The sequence below is a fragment of the Stenotrophomonas sp. STEN009 genome (assembly GCF_056760395.1).
The window spans coordinates 42,922-56,833 of the sequence record NZ_JBRRES010000017.1 but is presented as its reverse complement, the minus strand read 5'-3'; the positions used below and the strand labels follow the sequence as shown (position 1 = coordinate 56,833).

Below are 13,912 nucleotides of genomic sequence, written 5' to 3'. Positions count from 1 at the left end.
AGCCTCAAGGTAGTCCTCGGCATTGGCCGGATAAACGCCTATAAAGCGCCATCACTATTTGCCAAATCAAAACAATCGGCGGGCGTGGCGGCGCGGCTCATGCCGCGTGCAACTGCAGCTCCACATACTCCGCCAGCCCCCGGCAGGCCAGCAGCAGGCCTTCGCGCGCGCCGTCGCCGATGTCGTCCTTCTAGGCGCCATCCACACGCACGCGCTAGGTGGTACGCAGGATCTCCCGCGATGTGGTGACGCCTGCCGCTTCGCACCGCTTCAATGATTGCCGACGCAGGCCTGCCCCTTATGAACTGCAAGCTCTCCGCTCCCTCCAGTCTTGATGCAGAACACGGTGGAATAAAAGCGGGTCTGAACAACACTCTCGACCGTGCGAGCGGTATCCATACTGAATACATACGGCCTGTTCAGTGAAAGCGTTGGATTGAGCGCCCTTTCATGGGTGGATACTGGAATATAGCCATCCGGCACCTTTCCGTATGACATGCAATCACCCGGCATGAGTGTCAGGGGCTTGGCGCCCGCTGCCAGCTCAATAGCCCAGGTTCCACTTGGTGCGCGGCTCTCATGGATCATCACGCGGCCAACTGCAAATGAAGTTCTGCTCTTGCTTGGGACGCAGATCGCCGGAATACCATCGACAAGGATGACCTGCGCCTCTCTCCCTATTCCAAGCGGGGTTGCATCGGCAAAGTCAGCAGCACTGAAGCAGGATCCCGCCAGAATGAAGGTTCGAGCTATTGCATGGATTTTCATCAGTGATCGTGTGTGTTGCTGGAGCGAATTGTTGGGGGGAATGTCTATGCATGAAATTTGGCGAAATGGCGTGTCCGGTCGACGCTATGGTTGGCCTTGCTGCCGGCCTTCTCGGTGGAAACGGTCAGCCTCCAGAACAAGACGAGCCGCTCTCCACGTGATGGCGCTTGAGTGGCAGTTGAGGGTGTCGGTGCGTTCACGGATTGTTTTTGATCTGTACCGCGCGCCGCCAACAGTGCCGCATTTCTCATTCTTCGACCTGTTCCACGCTTTCTGGTCTTTTCTATTGGCGGTCCGCCAATCTTTCGGCATTTGTCCAAGGACTTCCTTAAGCGCGTATTTGTTGTATCTATAGAATCTCTTGGCGGCGTCCAGTGATTCTTCATCGCTGAAAAAGTCCATCGTGGCGTCATTGTCAGCGGTCATGTCTTCGCCTGTGCCCACGGAACCCATGGTCTTTTGTTCAGATGAGATCAATTTTTCCCTGAGGTGGTCATTGCTGAATTTTCTGTTCGGAGGGCTGCACGCTGGCATGCATGCCAGGATGGATATGCATAGAAGCAGATATCCAGATGCGATTCTCATTGTTCAATTTATGTGCGCGACTGAATTCCCATCATCTCTTACGGTTGTGCGGCCGTAAATTCCGTGAGGAGGGTATCCGGACAGCTGGCAGCCTGGCACGTACTTGTCGGCGGCCGCAGATAGCAGGCAAATCCGTCAGAATTTCCCTCTTTTCTCAAAATTCGAGTGCCTCTTCCAAGGGCGCCTGCGTGGTGGTCTCAAGCGCTCTTGCAGTGCAGTTTCCGTGCAGAATCCGACAGCTTGCGCGGCGGGCCTCTCTATGGGTGCCTGAGGGGAGATTGAATGGGGCACTGCAGTCGGCCTATGTCGATAATGGAGGAATGGGTGCGTGCTCGACGTGGGCCTGTATTCCAGCAATGTTACTTTTCCCATGCCCATCCCAATAACCACCGGGCATTGGGGTGACAGTTCGTTCGATCCACGGCGCTGAACATGTGAGCTGCGCACTCTCACAGCCGCGCCTGCAGCTCCACATACTCCGCCAGCCCCGGCAGGCCAGCAGCAGGCCTTCGCGCGCGCCGTCGCCGATGTCGTCCTTCTCGGCGCCATCCACACGCACGCGCTCGGCGGCGTGGAATACCTCCAGCAGCGTAATCAGGCCGGCGGCGGCGCGGTCGGTACGCGCACGGGTCACGCCCTGGCCTGGGCTGGGCACGGGGCCCTTCCACGGTTGACCATCGGCGGCGTCGCCGCTGCGGATGCGCTGCAGGCAGCCCACCAGCGTGATCGGCTCGGGCAGATCAACGGCAGCGGAAAGCGCAGCTTCCAACGGCTCTGCCAGTTCGCGGGGCAGGTGCTCGGCGGCATCGCCCAGGGTGGCAAGCAGATAGGGGTAACGGGGTGCGGTCATTGGACATCCTCATGCGGAACAGAGGCGCCACCCGCAGAGGGTGGCGGACGATGCGTGGCTTCCAAGACCGGAGATCGATGAGCCGGCGGGCACAAGGCCCCCACGCACCGCCCGCCGTAGATCGGCAGACGGATTGCCAGCCGGCGCCACCCCGAGACAGGTGGCGCCGACTGACAAAGCGTATACAGCTTCAATCACACGGGCTTGGAAGTCCCGGCCACCCGTTGTCGGTGGCGATTCATCATGCGCACGCGCAAACACCGCCCGCCAGTCATTCTTTCCAATGACTTCGTGCGATTCGAAAGAAAAAATGAATTATCGCTTTTGACCTGTTTCGCGCGATGTAAAGGCAAAAGCGACATCCTGCGCGAGGCCTTTGCCAGGGCGGAATTCCAGTGATCCCACGCGCGGCAATGGACGCGACATACGCGAAGTAAAGCTGGCTTAACCGGTGCGGCAGACGACGGCAGTCACGATGCTAACGGCAATGGCCGGCAAGTGCAGCGCCGATCCTGATGATGCTGAAGGATCGGCGCTGCGGTAGACGCCACAGTGCTGCCATCCGCCCGGCCCGGGCGGCCCTGCCATCTGCGCATGCGTCGTCATGGCCCGTCGCTCACGTGCGGGCTGGCTACATCGCCCATACGCGCCCAGCCGTGCCGATTCCGACACTGCGTTGCCGTGCGGTGTTCCGCCACCGCTGACCGCATCTGCCCTGCTGCACCGCCGCGAGTCGTGTCACACAGCTCTGGCTAGACTGTGCTTCTTTTTCCGTTGCAGGAGGCACCCATGGCCCATCCCATTTCCGTCTCGTTGATCGGCGTCCCCACCGATGTCGGTGCCGGCCATCGGGGCGCGCGGCTGGGGCCGGAAGCGCTGCGCGTGGCGGGCCTGCCGGAGGCGCTGGCGGCGCGCGGCGTGGACGTGCGCGACCTGGGCAACCTGGATGGCCCGCGCAACCCGTGGACCGCGCCGGTTGAAGGCTACCGCCATCTGGACGAGGTGGTGGCCTGGAACCATGCACTGATGGAGGCCAGCTATGCCGAGCTGCAGGCCGGGCGCATGCCGATCATGCTCGGGGGCGACCATTGCCTGGGCATCGGCTCGATCACCGCGGTGGCCCGCTGGTGCCGCGAGCAGGGCAAGACCCTGCGCGTGCTGTGGCTGGATGCACACTCGGACTTCAACACCAGTGATGTCACGCCGTCGGGCAACATCCACGGCATGCCGGTGGCCTGCCTGTGCGGGCTGGGGCCGGAGGCACTGACCCGTCTGGGCGGCAGTGCGCCGGCAATCACGCCCGCCCAGGTGCACCAGATCGGCATCCGCTCGGTGGACCCGGAAGAGAAGCGCCTGATCAAGACCCACAAGGTCGATGTCTACGACATGCGCTACATCGACGAGAACGGCATGAAGCGCACCGTGGAGGCCGCGCTGGCCGGAATCGATGACAGCACCCATCTGCATGTCAGCTTCGATGTCGACTTCCTCGACCCGAGCATCGCACCCGGCGTCGGCACCACGGTGCCGGGCGGGGTGAACTACCGCGAAGCGCAGCTGGTGATGGAGATGATCGCCGACAGCGGGCGCATGGGGTCGCTGGATATCGTCGAGCTCAATCCGCTGCTGGACAAGCAGAACGCCACCGCCGAACTGGCCGTGGACCTGGTGGAAAGCCTGTTCGGCAAATCCACGCTGATGCGCGATTGAGGGCATCCCTGAACGGATCGCCGATCCGTTCACGCCCGCTGCACGCCGCAGCCGCCAGATTGCACCTCACGCGGCGGCGGTGGCTTCGGCCCTGCCTGCCGAGCGACAGAACCCCATCCGCGTTGTAGCGGTGAAGCGGCGAACCCAAGGAGAAGCCCATGAAGCGCGTAGTTGCCCTGATGCTGTTGTCGATGTTCTCGGTGGCCATGCTGGCCGGCTGCAACACCGTTGCCGGTGCCGGCAAGGACGTGCAGAAGGCCGGTGAAAAGGTCGAGGATGCCGCCAAGGGCAACTAAGCCCGACGCGGTGTGGAACAGAAAAAGGCCGGGATCTTCCCGGCCTTTTTTCGTGCGTGTGTATGGCCGCGTAGTCGCCATCGCGTGTGGCGATGGAGTGAACCATTCAAGCACGTGAGCATGTGTTTCATGAGCGGTTGACCGCCTTTCAACAGCGGATGCGGGAAGCTGCAGTCACGGTAAGAACGCCGTTGCAACCAAGGATTCCCAGCAATGAACAAAGACATCATTTCCGGCAAGTGGTCGCAGCTGAAGGGCAAGGCCCAGGCCAAGTGGGGCGATCTGACCAACGACGATTTCGATGTGGCCGAGGGCAATGCCGAATATCTGGCCGGCCGCCTGCAGGAACGGTATGGCTGGGCCAAGGATCGCGCCGAGAAGGAAGTCCGTGACTTTGAAGACAGCGTGCGCAAGGACTACCCGGACTATAAGTAAGCAGCCGGCGGTAAGCGGTTCCCCCACGTCGACGCCCGCACCGTCTGGTGCGGGCGTCGTGCTGTCAGTGACTCAACGTGTCGGCGGATCCGGCACGTAGCGGTTCGGAAACGCCTGCGGCTCGCGCGGCAGGCGCGAAGGCGGGTCGAGCACGATGCCACGTGCGCGCAGCGCGCGTGCGCTGTCGTAACGCAGCTGCACGACCTGCGCCGGCGTGCGGCTGGCCCGTTCGAATGCGGTATCACGCACCGAGGAGCGTTCGCGCGCGCCGTGACCGGTGCCCAGCGACGGTGCCTGCGACCGCGCTGAGTAGCCGTCCACGCGGCTGGCGCTGGCGTCCGCAGCGGATTCCGCAGCGGACGGCGCCGGGGCGCCACGGCGCAGCAGCGGCTCCGGTCGGAGCGGCCAGCGACGGGCCTCCTCGAACACCGCCGCGCCGATCACGCCGATGTTGTCCGCACGGCCGGTACGGCTGGCATAGCTGCCACTGGGGCTGCTGAAGACGAACTGCGCCACTTCATCCTGGCTCTTGCGCCAGCCGGTGATGTCGGCGCGCTGGCCGGGGTTGAGCACATAGCCGGTCTGCGACGGGTCGGCATCTTCGCCGGAGATGGCATTGATGCCATCCACCGAGAGCACCACCAGCACCCGTCGCGGGCTGTCGTTGTACAGGCGTACCGCATAGCGATGGCCGCGCTCGCCCGCCACCCAGCGCTGTCCATCGGCTGCATGGCTGCGCAGTTCGGTGCCGCGGTCGCGGTCGATCAGGGTCATCCGCACAGGGCCATCCTGCGGCATCGGCGGTGGCGGCGGAACCGGGCGGAAGCCGGCCAGGGGCAGGATCAGCAGCAGGGGCAGCAGGCGTTTCATGTGGGAACTCCGGTGGGCTCGGGTGAATGAACGACCCGCAGGCCCTGACGGGGTTGGCCGTGGGCACGGTAAACTGGTTCCGTTCATCGAAGGTTTCCCCACGCAGTCATGACGACCCGAGTCCTTACCGGCATCACCCCCTCCGGCACCCCCCATCTGGGCAACTACGTTGGCGCCATCCGTCCGGCCATCGCGGCCAGCCGCACCCCGGGGATCGAGAGCTTCTTCTTCCTGGCCGACCTGCACAGCCTGATCAAGGCGCAGGATCCGCAGCGCACCCAGCGCGCGACCCTGGAGATCGCAGCCAGCTGGCTGGCCTGCGGCCTGGATCCGGAACACGTCTGGTTCTACCGCCAGAGCGACATCCGCGAAACCACCGAACTGATGTGGTTCCTGACCGCGATCGCCAGCAAGGGCATCCTCAATCGTGCCCATGCCTACAAGGCAGCGGTGGACAAGAACCGCGAGGAAGGCCTGGACGAGGATGCCGGCGTCAGCGCCGGGCTGTTCATGTACCCGGTGCTGATGGCTGCCGACATCCTGATCTTCAAGGCCAACCAGGTGCCGGTCGGTCGTGACCAGATCCAGCACATCGAGATGGCCCGCGACTTCGCCCAGCGCTTCAATCACGTCTACGGCAGGGAATACTTCCCGCTGCCGGAGGTGGTGATCGATGAGCAGGTGGCCACGCTGGCCGGCCTCGACGGCCGCAAGATGAGCAAGAGCTACCACAACACCATTCCGCTGTTCGCGCCGCGCGAGGAGCTGAAGAAGCTGGTGTTCTCGATCCTGACCGATTCGCGCGCACCGGGTGAGCCCAAGGACACCGAGGGCTCGGCGCTGTTCCAGATGTACCAGGCCTTCGCCACGCCGGAGCAGACCGCTGCTTTCGCCCGGGCATTCGCCGAGGGCATCAGCTGGGGCGATGCCAAGCAGCAGTTGTTCGAGCGCATCGACGGTGAGCTGTCACCGTTGCGCGAGCGTTACAACGCGCTGATGGCCGAGCCGGAAAAGATCGAGGCGCTGCTGAAGCGCCGTGGCCAGCAGCTGCGCGAGACGTTCGCGATGCCGCTGCTGGATGAGCTGCGGCACGCCGTGGGGTTGCGCGACCTGTCCACCGCCGGCGACATCGCCAGCGAGGATGCCGGCGCTGCCCGCGTGGCGCCGCCGCAGTTCAAGCAGTACCGCGAGAAGGATGGTCGTTTCTACTTCAAGCTGACCGCCGGCGACGGCACGCTGCTGATGCAGAGCATTGGTTTTGATTCGCCGCGCGATGCCGGCCAGCTGATCGCCGTGATCAAGCAGGCCGAGCAGGGTGATGCGCTGCAGAGCGAGCTGTTCAAGCTGGAGGCGGAGGTTGACGCGGTCCTGGCGGCGCTGGCGGTGCTGCGCGAAGATGCCTGAGCGGACGATGCTGTAACGCCGGGCCCATGCCCGGCGGCGCTACCTGATGCACCCCGCCGGGCATGGCCCGGCGCTACCGGTGGATCTGGAGCCGGGCATGGCCCGGCGCTACCGATGGATGTGGAGCCGGGCATTGGGCCCGGCGCTATGGAAGGAGTCTGCGATGGCGTGGTTGTCGCTGCTGCTTTTCCTGCCCTGGTTCGTCGTGCTGGGCAGCCTGTACTGGCTGTTCCCGCGCCAGCCGCGCACGACGCGGCGGCGCCTGTTCGATGGCCTGGTGCTGCTGCTGGCCTTTGTTCTGAGCATCGTGGCGATGCTGTGGGGCCACCACCTGGGCCTGGTGCAGACCGACGCGGGGCCGATCTGGCCGCAGGTGCTGGCGGTGCTCTATGCCTACGGCGCGTTCCTGGCGGTGCTGGTGCTGGCACTGCTGCTGCGACCGCGATGGTTGTAGTCCCGGGGCAGAGCGCGTGCCTCCGACCAAAGCCGCATCGAACCGGTCCTGCCTGCACGCCTACCATGGACGCCTGATTCCGATTCCGCCAGGTGCGTGCCGATGATCGCCGACCCCAGCATCCACACCATCGATACCGGCTTCCAACGTCCCGACTTCGATGCGGCCTACCTGATCGTCGAGAACGGGCGGGGCGCCTTCGTGGACTGTGGCACCGGCCTGTCCGTGCCGGCGATGCTGCGGGCGCTGTCCGATGCCGGCCTGCAGCCCGACGCGGTGGACTGGCTTCTGCTCACCCATGTGCATCTGGACCATGCCGGCGGTGCGGGCCTGTTGATGCAGCAGCTGCCCAATGCCCGGGCCGTGCTGCATCCGCGCGGTGCGCCGCACATGATCGATCCGACCCGGCTGATCGCCGGCGCCACCGCGGTCTACGGCGCGGAGGAGATCGCACGCAGCTATGGCCGCATCGAGGCGATTCCCGAGCACCGCGTCGTGGTGGCCGAGGATGGCCATCGCCTCGATCTTGCCGGACGCGAACTGCTCCTGCTGCATACGCCCGGCCACGCACTGCATCACTACTGCGTATGGGATGCGCGCAGCCGCAGCTGGTTCACCGGCGATACCTTCGGTATCTCCTACCGCGAACTGGACAGCGCGCAGGGCGCCTTCATCTTTCCTACCTCTTCGCCCGTGCAGTTCGATCCCGAAGCGATGAAGGCGTCGATCCAGCGCATGCTCGACTACGATCCGCAGTCGATGTACCTCACCCACTATGGCCGCGTGGAGCAGGTGCAGCGGCTGGCCGGCGACCTGTTCGAGCAGATCGATGCGATGGCGGCGATCGGCCGCCAGTGCGACGAGCGGCCCGACCGCCATCGCTGCCTGCTGGCGGCGCTGCAGGCCCTGTACCTGGAGCGCGCGCAGCAGCATGGCTGTGTGCTGGATGACGCGGCGGTGGTGGCCGTGCTGGCCATGGACATCGAGCTCAACGCGCAGGGACTGGCCTGCTGGCTGGATCGCGAGCGCCGCTGACGGAGCGGGACTGCGGCCGGCACTGCTGTCACGTTACACTCTGGTGACTTCCCATCCTGCCGTGGTATTGCCGTGAACCCGATGCGCGTGTTGCTGCTGTCGTCCTGCCTGTTCGTGGGTGGCCTGGCCCAGGCGGCCAATGACCTTCCCGGCGGCGGTATCGACCCGCAGGCGCTGTCGCGCCACGTGCGTGTACTGGCGTCGGACGAATTCGAGGGCCGCGCTCCGGCCAGCGAAGGCGAAGAGCGCACCGTGCAGTACCTGATCGAGCAGTTCCGCAGCTATGGCCTGCAACCCGGCGGCGTGGACGGCAGCTGGGTGCAGCCGGTGCCGCTGGTGCGTGCGCAGCTGGAGGGTGCGGCCACGGCCAGCCTGGCGTTGAAGCAGGGCCGCCGCGCCCTGGTCAATGGCGTGGATGTGACCCTGCAGAGCCTGCAGCCGCGCGCCCGGGTGCAGATCAAGGATGCACCGCTGGTGTTCGTGGGCTATGGCATCGACGCACCGGAACGCCATTGGAACGACTACAAGGACATTGATCTGCACGGCAAGATTGCCGTGGTGCTGATCAATGATGCCGATTTCGAGGCCGACGCTCCCGGCGCGTTCGATGGCAAGGCAGTGACCTACTACGGCCGCTGGACCTACAAGTTCGAGGAGGCTGCGCGCCGCGGCGCCGAAGGTGTGCTGATCGTGCACGAGACCGCACCTGCGGCCTATGGCTGGGCGACGGTGAAGAGCTCGGGTACCTCGCCGTTGTTCGATATCGAGCGCAGCCAGGCCGAGGCGATGGCCCAGCACACACCGCTGCGCGGCTGGATGCAGCGCGAGCTGGCCGAGGCGATCTTCGCCGACGCCGGCCTCGATTTCGAGGCGGAGAAGCGCAAGGCGATGCGTGCCGACTTCCGTCCGGTGGCCCTGGACAACGCGCGGCTGAGCGTCGATTTCGCCCTCAAGCGCGAGCAGGTGGTGACCCGCAACGTCGTGGCCAAGCTGCCGGGCGGCGAGCACGGCGATGAAGCGGTGATCTTCTCGGCGCACTGGGACGCTTTCGGCATCGGCCAGCCCGATGCGAAGGGCGACCGCGTGCGCCGTGGCGCCATCGACAACGCCACCGGCGTGGCCACCGTGCTGGAACTGGGGCGGGTGTTCGCGGCCGGCCCGCAGCCGCAGCGCACGCTGTACTTCGTGGCGCTGACGGCTGAAGAAAAGGGATTGCTGGGGGCCAGCTACTACGCCGCGCATCCGCTGGCGCCGCTGGACAAGACCGCTGCCGTACTGAACATCGAGATGTTCAGCCCGGACGGGCCGACCCGTGACATCGCTTCGTGGGGCAAGGGCCGGGTATCGCTGGAAGGCGACCTGGAGCGGGTGGCCAAGGCACGCGGCCGCAGCTACAGCCCGGACCCCAACCTGGAGGCCGGTTTCTTCTACCGCGCCGACCATTTCGCCTTCGCCCGGCTGGGTGTACCGGCGATCACCATCGGCCCGGGCCTGGACAAGCTGGACGGAGGCGTGGAAGCAGGGCGCGCGCTGCGCGAGAAGTACTTCGCCGACTGCTATCACCAGGCCTGCGACGCGTGGACGCCGGGCTGGGATCCCAGCGGTCACGCCGCCGATACGCTGCTGGTCTACGACCTGGGCGCGGAGCTGGCCAACAGCCGGCGCTGGCCGACCTGGGAGAAGGACTCAGAGTTCCGCGCTGCCCGCGACAAGAGCGAGGCGGCACGCCGCTGACGGCTAGCGCCTGCGCAGCAGCGTCCAGGCACCCCATGCACTGGCGGCCAATGCCGCCAGGTAGCAGGTGATCATGGTGCCGAGGCTGACCGTGCGCAGGCCGCTGAAGCGGCCGAGCAGGTTCATCCGCAGCGAGCTGTGACCGCTGCCCAGGTCCACTGCCAGCTGCACTGCCAGCGCGCTGGCGAAGACCAGAAGGGCGATGCCGAAGCCGGTGCGTGGCCAGCGCGCCTGCGCGCCCGGGCGTCGCAGCAGCCAGCCCAGCGTGGTTGCCACCGCCAGCAGCAGGGCGGCCCACATCAGGGGCGTAGCGGGAGTTGCGGCAGCCACCGGCATTGCACCGGTGGCTGCCATCAGCACGGCATCCTTACTTGCGGGTGCCGTCGAGCCAGTTCGGGCCCTTGTTGGTGAGGAAGAACACATAGACCACCAACGATACCGCGATGGTGGCAGTGACATAGATGGCGAACCAGTCCACGTGGCCGGTCTTCAGCGCGCCCTGGTACAGCAGCGGGGCCGTACCGCCGAACAGCGAGTTGGCCAGCGCGTAGCCCAGGCCCACGCCCAGTGCCCGAACGTGTGTCGGGAACAGCTCGGCCTTCACCACGGCGTTGATCGAGGTGTAGCCGGTGAGGATGACGAAGCCCAGCGCCAGGGTGAGGAAGGCGAGGGTGGCATCGTGCTGGTGCGGCAGCTGCGTGATCAGGTACCAGCTGTACAGCACGCCGCCCACGCCGAAGAACACCAGCAGGCTCTTGCGCCCGATGATGTCCGACAGCCAGCCGCCGACCGGCTGCAGCACCATCAGGAAGGCCAGCACCCCCAGGTTGATCAGGGTGCCGGTCATCGGGTCGTCGCCTGCGAAGGCGCTCTGGATCATCTTCGGGCCGTTCACCGAGTAGGTGTAGAAGGCAATGGTGCCGCCGGCGGTGATCAGGAAGCACAGCAGCAGCGGGCGCCACTGGTGCACGAACAGTTCGTACATCGAACCGGATTTCTTGGCCTTGCCTTCGCGCGCGGCCTCGATCGAGGATTCTTCCAGCGACTCATCCATGCCACGGCGCAGCCAGAACACCACGACCGCGGCGATGCCACCGATGCCGAAGGCGATGCGCCAGCCGAACTCGGAGATCTCCGGCTTGCCCCAGACGTTCAGCATCAGGAACAGGGTCAGCTGGGCCAGCACATGGCCGCCGACCAGGGTGACGTAGTGGAAGGAGGACAGGAAGCCACGACGACCCGGAATGGCGGCCTCGGACATGTAGGTGGCGCTCGCGCCGTACTCGCCACCGGTGGCGAAGCCCTGCAGCAGGCGCGCGAACAACAGGATGATCGCCGCCCAGATGCCGATGCTGGCGGCAGTCGGGGTGATGGCGATGATGAAGGAGCAGAACGCCATCAGCGTGACCGATACGGTCAGGGCCAGGCGACGGCCATGGCGGTCGGCGAAGCGGCCGAAGAACCAGGCGCCGATCGGGCGCATCAGGAAGGTCGCGGCGAAGATCGCCCAGACGTACATCGTGGAGTTCTTGTCTTCCGGCGAGAAGAACTGCGACTCGAAGTACACGGCGAACACCGAGTACACGTAGACGTCATACCACTCCACCAGGTTGCCGGCGGAGCCTTTGAGGGTATTGGAGATCGAGCGGCGCAATGCGGCGCCGTCGTTCGCGGGAACAGCAGGGTGGGGCGTGGTGCTCATCTGGGCGGGGATCCTCGATGCGATAGCGTCCGTGCGCGGAAAATACAGCGTCCGACCATGGGGTGGCGCAGCCGGGCAGCCTTCTTGGTACTGCATGACCCGTCAACGCGGGGTGGCAGGCCAGGACAGGGTGCATGGATGGACGACAGCGTGCCACCTTGCGGGGTGCCGGACCATACTCAAAACGTCCTAGAATCCGCCTTCCCCCGGTCCCTTGGTGCGTCATGTCGGCTCCCCCTGTTCCGTCTGCGGCTGCCCCCCGGGGCGGCCTTGTCGTGTTGGCGCTGCTGCTGGTCTACGTGGTCTGGGGCTCGACCTATCTCGGTATCGCCAAGGCCCTGCACGGCGGTGCGCTGCCGCTGACGATGGTCTCCGGCAGCCGCTTCATCATCGCCGGGGGCCTGATGTACCTGGCGCTGCGCCTGTTCTGGAAAATGCCGAAGCCGACGTTGCGGCAGTGGCGCAACCTGGTGCTCATGGGGGTGACCATGCTGGTGCTGGGCAATGGCATGGTGGTGCTGGCCGAACGCGATGTGTCGTCGGGCCTGGCGGCCACGGCGGTGGCGTCGGTGCCCCTGTGGATGGCGCTGTTCTCGGCGCTGCGCGGCCAGCACGCCAGCGGTGGCGAATGGCTGGGCATCGCCATCGGCTTCCTCGGCGTTGTCTGGCTGAATGCGGGCAGCAGCCTGACGGCGACGCCCACCGGGCTGGTGCTGCTGCTGATCGCGCCGATCGGCTGGGCCTTCGGCTCGGTGTGGGCGCGCGGCCTGGACCTGCCTGGCCCGTTCATGACGGCCGCCGGGCAGATGATCTGCGGCGGCGTGCTGCTGGTGCTGATCGGGCTGGCGGTGGGTGAGCGGCCCACTACGCTGCCCGATACCGGTGGCCTGCTGGCCATGGCCTATCTGTGCGTGTTCGGCTCGATCGTCGCGTTCACGGCCTACGTCTGGCTGCTGCAGAACGTACGCCCGGCGCTGGCCGGCAGCTACGCCTACGTCAACCCGGTGATCGCGGTGCTGCTGGGCGCCGCCCTCAACAGCGAACGCTTCGGCTGGCGCGACGTGCTGGCGATGGTGGTGATTCTGCTGGGCGTGGTGGTACTGACAATGGCAAGGACGCGCAAGCGATGAGCATCGACGAGACAGAACAACGCCGGGGCCTGCTGGTCACCGCATCCACCTTCGTGCTGTGGGGACTGGTGCCGGTGTACTGGCACCTGCTCAATGAAGTGCCATCGTTCCAGATCATCGCCCATCGCATCATCTGGAGCACGGTGCTGGTGGTGGCCTGGCTGCTGCTCAGTGCGAAGCTGGGCTGGTGGCGGAAGATCGCCGCGCAGCCGCGCGCGCTGCCGATCCTGGCGGTATCGAGCCTGACCATCGCGTTCAACTGGGGCCTGTACATCTGGGCCGTCAATGCCGGCCACGTGATCGAGACCAGCCTGGGCTACTTCATCAACCCGCTGGTGAACGTGCTGCTGGGGGTGCTGGTGCTGAAGGAACGCCTGCGCCGGCTGCAGTGGGTGGCGGTGGGCATGGCGGCGGTGGGCGTGGCCTGGCTGACTCTCGACGCTGGCACGCCGCCGTGGATCGCGCTGGGCCTGGCCTGTTCGTTCGGCCTGTACGGCCTGCTGCGCAAGCTGGTCTCGGTCGATCCCGTAGCCGGGCTGGGCGTGGAAAGCCTGTATCTGTTCCTGCCTGCGCTGGCGTTCGCGCTCTGGGCCGAGAATGGCCACGGTGGCGGATTCTTCAGCGGCTGGGGCCTGCGCAACGATCTGCTGCTGATCTTCGGCGGCGTGGTCACCGCCGTGCCGCTGATCGGTTTCGCCTACGGTGTGAAGCGCATCGCGCTGTCGCTGGTGGGCATCCTGCAGTACATCGCACCGAGCCTGCAGCTTCTGCTCGGCGTGTTCTTCTTCCACGAATCGTTCGACATGGCCAAGGCCGTCGGTTTTGCAGCGATCTGGGCCGGACTGCTGCTGTTCATCGGTGACAACCTGCGCACGATGCGGGCGGCAAAGCGCTGAGCCGGAAAGCAACGCGGGACGGAGCACCGGCCCCGTCCCGCGT

General features: G+C 65.6%; 14 protein-coding genes and 1 pseudogene. 9 read left to right on the top strand and 6 right to left on the bottom strand.

Annotated features, from left to right (window positions below):
* Positions 1-270: 270 nt before the first annotated feature.
* From ACVOMM_RS10000 to ACVOMM_RS09990, 3 genes and pseudogenes are all read right to left on the bottom strand, one after another.
* The gene (locus ACVOMM_RS10000; protein ID WP_155761028.1) at positions 271-768 is read right to left on the bottom strand and encodes a hypothetical protein; all 498 of its coding nucleotides are present in this window, start codon (positions 766-768) and stop codon (positions 271-273) included.
* Positions 769-852: 84 nt separating this feature from the next.
* Positions 853-1,194 carry a hypothetical protein gene (locus ACVOMM_RS09995; RefSeq protein ID WP_155761027.1) on the bottom strand — a complete coding sequence of 114 codons (342 nt, stop codon included), beginning with the start codon at positions 1,192-1,194 and terminating at the stop codon, positions 853-855.
* Between the two features lie 608 nt (positions 1,195-1,802).
* Positions 1,803-2,203, bottom strand: a pseudogene (locus ACVOMM_RS09990) (hypothetical protein).
* A gap of 789 nt (positions 2,204-2,992) precedes the next feature.
* Between ACVOMM_RS09990 and rocF the strand changes: the two are divergent.
* The 3 genes from rocF to ACVOMM_RS09975 all read left to right on the top strand — a co-directional run bounded on the left by rocF (position 2,993) and on the right by ACVOMM_RS09975 (position 4,644).
* Positions 2,993-3,913 (top strand): arginase, encoded by a 921-nt coding sequence (gene rocF, locus ACVOMM_RS09985; RefSeq protein ID WP_053520148.1) that lies wholly within the window; start codon positions 2,993-2,995, stop codon positions 3,911-3,913.
* A gap of 158 nt (positions 3,914-4,071) precedes the next feature.
* A complete protein-coding gene (locus ACVOMM_RS09980) occupies positions 4,072-4,209 on the top strand; it encodes an entericidin A/B family lipoprotein (RefSeq protein WP_053520147.1) in 138 nt (45 codons plus the stop codon).
* A 213-nt stretch (positions 4,210-4,422) separates the two neighbouring features.
* On the top strand, positions 4,423-4,644 hold the full coding sequence (locus tag ACVOMM_RS09975) for a CsbD family protein (RefSeq protein ID WP_019661831.1): 222 nt from the start codon (positions 4,423-4,425) through the stop codon (positions 4,642-4,644).
* 72 nt (positions 4,645-4,716) lie between these two features.
* Here ACVOMM_RS09975 and ACVOMM_RS09970 read toward each other — a convergent pair whose 3' ends face one another.
* A complete protein-coding gene (locus ACVOMM_RS09970) occupies positions 4,717-5,514 on the bottom strand; it encodes a hypothetical protein (protein ID WP_481526174.1) in 798 nt (265 codons plus the stop codon).
* Between the two features lie 108 nt (positions 5,515-5,622).
* On the opposite strand from ACVOMM_RS09970, the gene ACVOMM_RS09965 reads away from it, so the two are divergent.
* The 4 genes from ACVOMM_RS09965 (at position 5,623) to ACVOMM_RS09950 (ending at position 10,141) form a co-directional block, all read left to right on the top strand.
* Complete coding sequence (locus ACVOMM_RS09965) at positions 5,623-6,918, top strand: tryptophan--tRNA ligase (RefSeq protein ID WP_197572246.1); 1,296 nt, start codon at positions 5,623-5,625, stop codon at positions 6,916-6,918.
* 163 nt (positions 6,919-7,081) lie between these two features.
* Entirely contained in the window at positions 7,082-7,372 is a 291-nt protein-coding gene (locus ACVOMM_RS09960) for a hypothetical protein (RefSeq protein ID WP_053520144.1), read from the top strand.
* Between the two features lie 102 nt (positions 7,373-7,474).
* On the top strand, positions 7,475-8,407 hold the full coding sequence (locus ACVOMM_RS09955; RefSeq protein ID WP_053520143.1) for an MBL fold metallo-hydrolase: 933 nt from the start codon (positions 7,475-7,477) through the stop codon (positions 8,405-8,407).
* Positions 8,408-8,488: 81 nt separating this feature from the next.
* Positions 8,489-10,141, top strand: coding sequence for a M28 family metallopeptidase (locus ACVOMM_RS09950; protein WP_128987916.1), 1,653 nt, complete (start codon positions 8,489-8,491; stop codon positions 10,139-10,141).
* Between the two features lie 3 nt (positions 10,142-10,144).
* Here the strand turns inward: ACVOMM_RS09950 and ACVOMM_RS09945 are convergent, their stop codons facing one another.
* The gene (locus ACVOMM_RS09945) at positions 10,145-10,495 is read right to left on the bottom strand and encodes a hypothetical protein (protein WP_231108646.1); all 351 of its coding nucleotides are present in this window, start codon (positions 10,493-10,495) and stop codon (positions 10,145-10,147) included.
* Between the two features lie 13 nt (positions 10,496-10,508).
* Positions 10,509-11,843 carry an MFS transporter gene (locus ACVOMM_RS09940; protein WP_111186492.1) on the bottom strand — a complete coding sequence of 445 codons (1,335 nt, stop codon included), beginning with the start codon at positions 11,841-11,843 and terminating at the stop codon, positions 10,509-10,511.
* 224 nt (positions 11,844-12,067) lie between these two features.
* Here ACVOMM_RS09940 and yedA point away from each other — a divergent pair, with 224 nt between their 5' ends.
* Both yedA and rarD read left to right on the top strand, forming a co-directional pair.
* Entirely contained in the window at positions 12,068-12,973 is a 906-nt protein-coding gene (gene yedA, locus ACVOMM_RS09935; protein WP_481526173.1) for a drug/metabolite exporter YedA, read from the top strand.
* Positions 12,970-13,869, top strand: a complete 900-nt coding sequence (rarD, locus tag ACVOMM_RS09930) for an EamA family transporter RarD (RefSeq protein WP_481526172.1) — start codon at positions 12,970-12,972, stop codon at positions 13,867-13,869. Before yedA ends, rarD begins: the two co-directional genes overlap by 4 nt.
* The last annotated feature ends 43 nt before the right edge of the window (positions 13,870-13,912 follow it).

Excerpts from the sequence above, each read along its gene's own strand:
- ACVOMM_RS09975 (WP_019661831.1), top strand. The coding sequence starts at position 4,423 with ATGAACAAAGACATCATTTCCGGCAAGTGGTCGCAGCTGAAGGGCAAG.
- ACVOMM_RS10000 (WP_155761028.1), bottom strand. The coding sequence starts at position 768 with ATGAAAATCCATGCAATAGCTCGAACCTTCATTCTGGCGGGATCCTGC.
- ACVOMM_RS09965 (WP_197572246.1), top strand. The coding sequence starts at position 5,623 with ATGACGACCCGAGTCCTTACCGGCATCACCCCCTCCGGCACCCCCCAT.
- ACVOMM_RS09940 (WP_111186492.1), bottom strand. The coding sequence starts at position 11,843 with ATGAGCACCACGCCCCACCCTGCTGTTCCCGCGAACGACGGCGCCGCA.
- rarD (WP_481526172.1), top strand. The coding sequence starts at position 12,970 with ATGAGCATCGACGAGACAGAACAACGCCGGGGCCTGCTGGTCACCGCA.
- ACVOMM_RS09960 (WP_053520144.1), top strand. The coding sequence starts at position 7,082 with ATGGCGTGGTTGTCGCTGCTGCTTTTCCTGCCCTGGTTCGTCGTGCTG.
- yedA (WP_481526173.1), top strand. The coding sequence starts at position 12,068 with ATGTCGGCTCCCCCTGTTCCGTCTGCGGCTGCCCCCCGGGGCGGCCTT.
- ACVOMM_RS09980 (WP_053520147.1), top strand. The coding sequence starts at position 4,072 with ATGAAGCGCGTAGTTGCCCTGATGCTGTTGTCGATGTTCTCGGTGGCC.
- ACVOMM_RS09970 (WP_481526174.1), bottom strand. The coding sequence starts at position 5,514 with ATGAAACGCCTGCTGCCCCTGCTGCTGATCCTGCCCCTGGCCGGCTTC.
- ACVOMM_RS09995 (WP_155761027.1), bottom strand. The coding sequence starts at position 1,194 with ATGACCGCTGACAATGACGCCACGATGGACTTTTTCAGCGATGAAGAA.
- ACVOMM_RS09945 (WP_231108646.1), bottom strand. The coding sequence starts at position 10,495 with ATGGCAGCCACCGGTGCAATGCCGGTGGCTGCCGCAACTCCCGCTACG.
- ACVOMM_RS09950 (WP_128987916.1), top strand. The coding sequence starts at position 8,489 with ATGCGCGTGTTGCTGCTGTCGTCCTGCCTGTTCGTGGGTGGCCTGGCC.
- rocF (WP_053520148.1), top strand. The coding sequence starts at position 2,993 with ATGGCCCATCCCATTTCCGTCTCGTTGATCGGCGTCCCCACCGATGTC.
- ACVOMM_RS09955 (WP_053520143.1), top strand. The coding sequence starts at position 7,475 with ATGATCGCCGACCCCAGCATCCACACCATCGATACCGGCTTCCAACGT.